The following is a 6,006-nucleotide window of genomic DNA, read 5'->3' on the forward strand; positions in this document are numbered from 1 at the left end:
GGAGCAAAAGGTGACAAGGGCGATAAAGGCGACCAAGGTGAAGCAGGCCCGAAAGGAGATACTGGAGCCCAAGGTCCAATAGGTTTAACAGGAGCGACCGGTCCACAAGGTGAAGCAGGTCCAATCGGTTTAACTGGTTCAAAGGGCGATAAAGGCGACCAAGGTGAAGCGGGTCCGAAAGGAGATACTGGAGCCCAAGGTCCAATAGGACTCACTGGAGCAACTGGTCCACAAGGTATTCAAGGAGCAAAAGGCGAGAAGGGAGATAAAGGCGAAGCAGGAGCACAAGGTATAGCTGGTTTAAAGGGCGATAAAGGCGATCAAGGCGAAGCAGGTCCACAAGGTCCGCAAGGATTAACCGGAGCAAAAGGTGACAAGGGCGATAAAGGTGACCAAGGAGAAAAGGGAGACAAAGGAGAAACAGGAGCTCAAGGTCCGATAGGTTTAACCGGATTAAAAGGAGATAAAGGTGACAAAGGAGAAACAGGAGCTCAAGGTCCAATAGGATTAACCGGAGCAACCGGACCACAAGGCTTAAAGGGAGACAAAGGCGATATCGGTCTTACCGGAGCAAAGGGAGATGTAGGCGCAACCGGTCCTCAAGGTCCGATAGGTTTAACCGGATTAAAAGGAGATAAAGGTGACAAGGGTGAAACAGGGGCTCAAGGTCCAATCGGTTTAACCGGAGCAACGGGTCCACAAGGTCCAATTGGTTTAGCTGGTGCAAAAGGAGATAAAGGTGACAAGGGCGATATCGGTCTTACCGGAGCAAAAGGAGATGCAGGTGTAGCCGGTCCTCAAGGTCCGATAGGTTTAACCGGATTAAAAGGAGATAAAGGTGACAAGGGTGAAACAGGGGCTCAAGGTCCAATCGGTTTAACCGGCACAACTGGTCCACAAGGTCCAATCGGTTTAACTGGAGCAACTGGTCCAAGAGGCTTAAAAGGAGACAAGGGTGATACAGGTGCAACTGGGGCACAAGGTCCAATCGGTTTAACTGGAGCAACCGGACCACAAGGATTAAAAGGAGACAAAGGTGATATAGGTCTTACCGGAGCAAAAGGAGATAAAGGCGACAAAGGTGATACTGGAGCTGTAGGACCACAAGGTCCAGCAGGGGCAGGTGCCAATTATACAGCAGGTAATATGATTTCAATATCTTCTAATGCTATTGCGGTTGATATTTATGCAAATATAGGTGCCGGAGGTGGAGATATTCAGGGTTCTTTAAACCAGATGCAGATAAAAAGTGGTACAGTTCAAGGGTATCAGGTGGCTGATGGGGCTATACAAACAGCTAAGCTTTCAAATGCTGCTGTTACAGCCGATAAAATTCAGGATGGGGTAATTTCTGCATCTAAATTAGCAAGTGCTTCTGTTACAGATAATGCTATTGGCTATGCAACCATAAATCCTAATAAATTAGCTCAAGCTGGGGCAAGTTTAAATCAAGTCTTAAGTTGGAATGGTGGTGGATGGGTACCGGCAACACCAAGTACTTCTGGAGCTGATGCAAGTACAACAACAAAAGGAATTATTCAGTTAGCTGGTGATTTAGCAGGAACCGCAGCTGCGCCAAGTATAGCAAATAATGCTATAACATCAGCTAAAATTGTTGATGCTACTATAGCAACTGCAGATCTTGCAAATAATGCCATAACATCAGCTAAAATTGCTGATGGTACTGTAGCTACTGCCGATTTAGCCGATGGTGCTATTACATCTGCAAAACTTAACACCATGTCAGCTACAAATGGCCAGATACTTAAATTTAATGGTACCAATTGGGCTCCTGCAACCGAAGCTGCAACAAGTAATTGGTTGGTAAACGGAAATACAAATGCTACAACAGCAAGTTTCTTAGGTACAACAAATGATGTAGCCATGAGAATCAGATCTAATAATATTCCAATGCTAGAATTTGGAAGAAGACAAACATTAGGTTTAACACAATCTTATGCTGATTATACCAATGATGACCAACCTTTGGTACACTTAAATGGTAATGGAACAACTTCGGCTTTACAATTTGCAGCATCAGCAGCAAACTTTTATAAGCCTATGTTTTTTACTACTGCAGATGGTAATTTCAGATTAAAGGGTAGTGCTGCAGGTACAGATTTCTTTGAGATAGGAAGTTCCGGAACAGGTAATGCCGGTAGGTTAGATTTTATAGTAGGTGATGATGGTGATGAGCCTATTGTTTTTTCTAAGTTTAATTATAATACATCTTCCTCTGTAGAGATGATGAGAATGCAAGGAACTGGTTTAGATAATACCGTTAGAGTAGGTGTAAATACCAACGGTAATATTGCTAATTCCACGATGCAGGTAAATGGTTCTGTTTCTTATGCTATTACTAACGTTAGCTCAAGCATCACACTAAATGATACTCATTATACTGTGATATTAGGAAATGGTAATTTAACCATAACCTTACCTTCTGCGAGTACTTGTACAGGTAGAGTCTATGTTGTTAAAAATCCATCCAATCAAGATAAAAACGTTACCGGTTTCAAAGATTCTGCAGGTGATAATGCTAGTATAATACCTAAGAAAGCAGTTACCATATTGCAATCTGATGGTACAAATTGGCAACAAATAAATTAACATTTAAAAACTTCTAATAATATGAACGCTTACCAAAATCTGGTAAGCGTTTTTTTTGTGTAATATATTTCTCGTTTTTACACTAAATGTAGATTTATATGCTCTTTATTGTGGGTTATGAAATTTATGTTTAAAATCAGTGATTTTTGATTTTGTTTTGAGAGGATAATATGTCTTCTGCTGTTTTTCTGGGGAAAGCAAATATTGTTAATTGGGTAATTATTTCTACTTTTTTATTATTGTGTAGAAATAATTCTATTTATTTTATGTTGAGCGCATTTAAAAACTCATGACTTAAACTTTCCATATTCAAAATCTATACAATTTATAATAACTTAAAATATGGGTTTAAACCTATTTAAATGCATATTTTATCCTAATAATGCTTCATTAAGATCCTAATTAGATGTTTAAACATCTCTATTCTATAAAATTTTTGGTGCATGGCTTCTAAGTTGTATATGTCTTTGCATGAAAAGATTAATATTCGCTTTAGTAATTACTTTAATAAGTTTAACAAACGCTAAAGCTCAGCATGTAGATAGATTTGTTTTTTCTTCAGGAAATGGTTCAGCATCTAATGCTTATGGAGAATCTGTTCAATTTACTATCGGACAGGCATTCTTTACAGAAACACTTTCTAACAATAAGGCTGAAATTATAACTCAAGGTTTTGAGCAACCTACAGTATTTGAAAATTTACTTATCGCTTCTGCGTCTTTTAAAGATTTAAGTTTATTGAAGCTTGATGTTTATCCTAACCCAGCGGTAGATTATACAGAGCTAGAGTTGAATTTAATCGATCATGACGGTGCTAAAGTAATGTTAATTGATACTTGGGGTCAGATTGTTAAAACTGAAGATTTTCAGGTACCAGCAGGTAATCAAAAATTACATTTTAATTTAGGAACTTTAGCTGATGGTGTTTATACCATCAGTGTAAAAGCTAATAAAAGAAACTATGCAAAGAAATTAATCGTTAGCAACACAAGATCAAGAAGTGTAGGTAATTTCTAAGCATATTTCATACATACTTTTTAAGGTTAATTCAAATCATCCTCATGCTTTTAGCTGAGGATTTTTTTATTTATTACTTTTGGAGTTTTATCAGGCATAAAAAAAGCTCGTAGTTATCAACCACGAGCTTTTAAAATCCATAATTTTATTTTAATATTCTCTGTATTTGAAGTTATATACAAATCCAAAGCTAAAGAAATCGGCTTTACCTAAGTTTCTGCCTCCAATGGTTGTTCCGCCTCCAGCATTGATACCGAAGTTACCATCTAAAGGTGCATAAACATTAGCTCCTATTCTAGTATAATTTACTTGGGTTGCAGGGAAAAATCCGTTAAACCCGGGTCTTAAAATATCAACACCACCAGTAGATGTTTGGTTAGCTAGATAAGCATCCGCATAAAAGCGTTTTTTTGCCCATCCTAATTTTAACTGACTTAAAACTGCATCAGGTACTTCTGTGCTTCTTAAGCTATACCCAGCTTGTCCGGTTACGAAAAAGCCACTAGAAAGTTTATAATGGGCCAATGCAACGGCATTAAAAGTTGTAGCTCTGTTACCAATAGCTATGATAGATTGTAAACCTTCATTTACATTATAGTCGCTTACAGGAGTTGTAACGCCTAAAGAACCTTGTAAAGATAAATTACCTTTTTTTGCAAGCTCATATTTCAAGAAAGCAGAAATGTCTTGAGCACCTTCTCTTGAATTTTGAAATCCTAAGTCGTTAAGCACCTCTTGATTTCCTGAACCTACCGTTCTTACAAATGGTAAATTTACAATTAGATCTAATTTATCCGTAAAACCATAAGAACCATAAATATTAAAGCTATTTACAGAAACGCCGTTAAATACAGGTACTCCATCTATTTTTTCGGGTACTAAATAAACTTCACTGTAATTTTCATGATTTAATGAGAAAGATAAGTTTCCACCCTTCTTACCTTGCATAAAACCACTTAATGGTGTTTGGGCACAAACACTAGCGCTTATACCTAATACTGCAAGTAAAGTTAATATTTTTGATTTGTCTAATATTTTCATTTTCAAGTCTTTTAATTGTTAATAAATGAGTTAAATTGCTTATCGGATATTTAAAATGATGAAATTTAATTACACATTTGCATGAAATACGTAAGTTTATAGCGATCTGGATTTTTAATAATTTAAATTATTTTTTCAAATTGTAAATCTATTAAAAACTTTTGCTCGTATGTACGTAAAATGATTGCTTATCGGAAATAAATCAATCGTTAATTAAATTAAAACCCAAAGAAATGAAAATAAATAGATTTATAAATTCAAAGTTAGCTTTCGGACTGATAGCTTTAGCAGCAGCTACAGGCTTTTCTTCTTGCAATAAAGAAAATGATGCTAAACCAACAGTGGCACAAGTTGCTGTATCTATGCCTGGTTTCACGCAATTAGAAGCTGCAGCAATAAGAGGTGGTGTTGCTATTGCTTTATCAAATAAAAATCCTAATGATCCATCAGGAAATTATACCGTATTTGCACCAACTAATGATGCTTTTGCCAGATTAGGTTTAGTAAATCCCCAAGATTTAAATGTTTTACAAAAACCATTTTTAACTAATGTTCTCCTTTATCATGTAAGTAGTGGTTCTTTAAATCAAACCCAAGTGATGTCTGCTGGTAATATTCCATCACTAATCACTGGTGTAACAAAAAAAGTTATCGTTAGAAACAATGAATACTATATCAATGGATCAAAAATTTTAGCAACAGATGTACAAGCAGATAATGGTATCGTACATGTAATAGATAAAGTTTTATTAGCAACAGGTGCAGATATAGTGGGTTCTGCTGTAACATTAAAAAATGCCCAAGGCTTTATCACTCCAGAATTAAGCTTTCTTGTAGAAGCAGTTTTGTATGCAGACCTAGCAGGAGCATTAACTAAAGGTCCCGGTACGCCAAGTTTCACAGTTTTTGCGCCAACAGATCAAGCATTTAAAGATTTAGGTGTAATTCTGGGAGTTCCATTAAATGTACCAGCAGATATAAGAAAACTTCCAAAAGATGTGGTTACCAATGTACTCTTAAACCACGTAATTGCTGATGGTGGTAAATTTACATCAGAATTATTTCAAGGTACATTAAATCCATTATTAACTACTTCATCCCTTACATTAGGAGCTTATAACAATGGTGTATTACCTGTTTCTGGTAGAGGAAATGCACAGCCTGCTAATATGGTAATTCCTGATATCCAAACAACAAACGGAGTAGTACACATTATTGATAGAGTACTTCTTCCATAAGAATTTTTTAGTGTTGATGAAGAGAGTCTGGTAATTTATCAGGCTCTTTTTTTTATTTGAATTTTAAACAATAAAGGATTAGTAAAACTAAAATAAGTGC

At 36.4% G+C, this 6,006-nt stretch carries 3 protein-coding genes and 1 pseudogene; 3 read left to right on the forward strand and 1 reads right to left on the reverse strand.

Annotated features, from left to right (window positions below; genetic code table 11):
* A pseudogene (locus tag H510_RS19755) lies at positions 1-2,610 on the forward strand (hypothetical protein); the annotation flags it as partial.
* 471 nt (positions 2,611-3,081) lie between these two features.
* Positions 3,082-3,627, forward strand: coding sequence for a T9SS type A sorting domain-containing protein (locus H510_RS0117130; protein WP_026905433.1), 546 nt, complete (start codon positions 3,082-3,084; stop codon positions 3,625-3,627).
* A 150-nt stretch (positions 3,628-3,777) separates the two neighbouring features.
* Here the strand turns inward: H510_RS0117130 and H510_RS0117135 are convergent, their stop codons facing one another.
* The gene (locus tag H510_RS0117135; protein ID WP_026905434.1) at positions 3,778-4,668 is read right to left on the reverse strand and encodes a hypothetical protein; all 891 of its coding nucleotides are present in this window, start codon (positions 4,666-4,668) and stop codon (positions 3,778-3,780) included.
* A 233-nt stretch (positions 4,669-4,901) separates the two neighbouring features.
* Here H510_RS0117135 and H510_RS0117140 point away from each other — a divergent pair, with 233 nt between their 5' ends.
* Positions 4,902-5,906 (forward strand): fasciclin domain-containing protein, encoded by a 1,005-nt coding sequence (locus H510_RS0117140; RefSeq protein ID WP_051291374.1) that lies wholly within the window; start codon positions 4,902-4,904, stop codon positions 5,904-5,906.
* Positions 5,907-6,006 lie beyond the last annotated feature (100 nt).

The sequence above is a fragment of the Pedobacter glucosidilyticus DSM 23534 genome (assembly GCF_000425145.1).
Lineage (GTDB): Bacteria > Bacteroidota > Bacteroidia > Sphingobacteriales > Sphingobacteriaceae > Pseudopedobacter > Pseudopedobacter glucosidilyticus.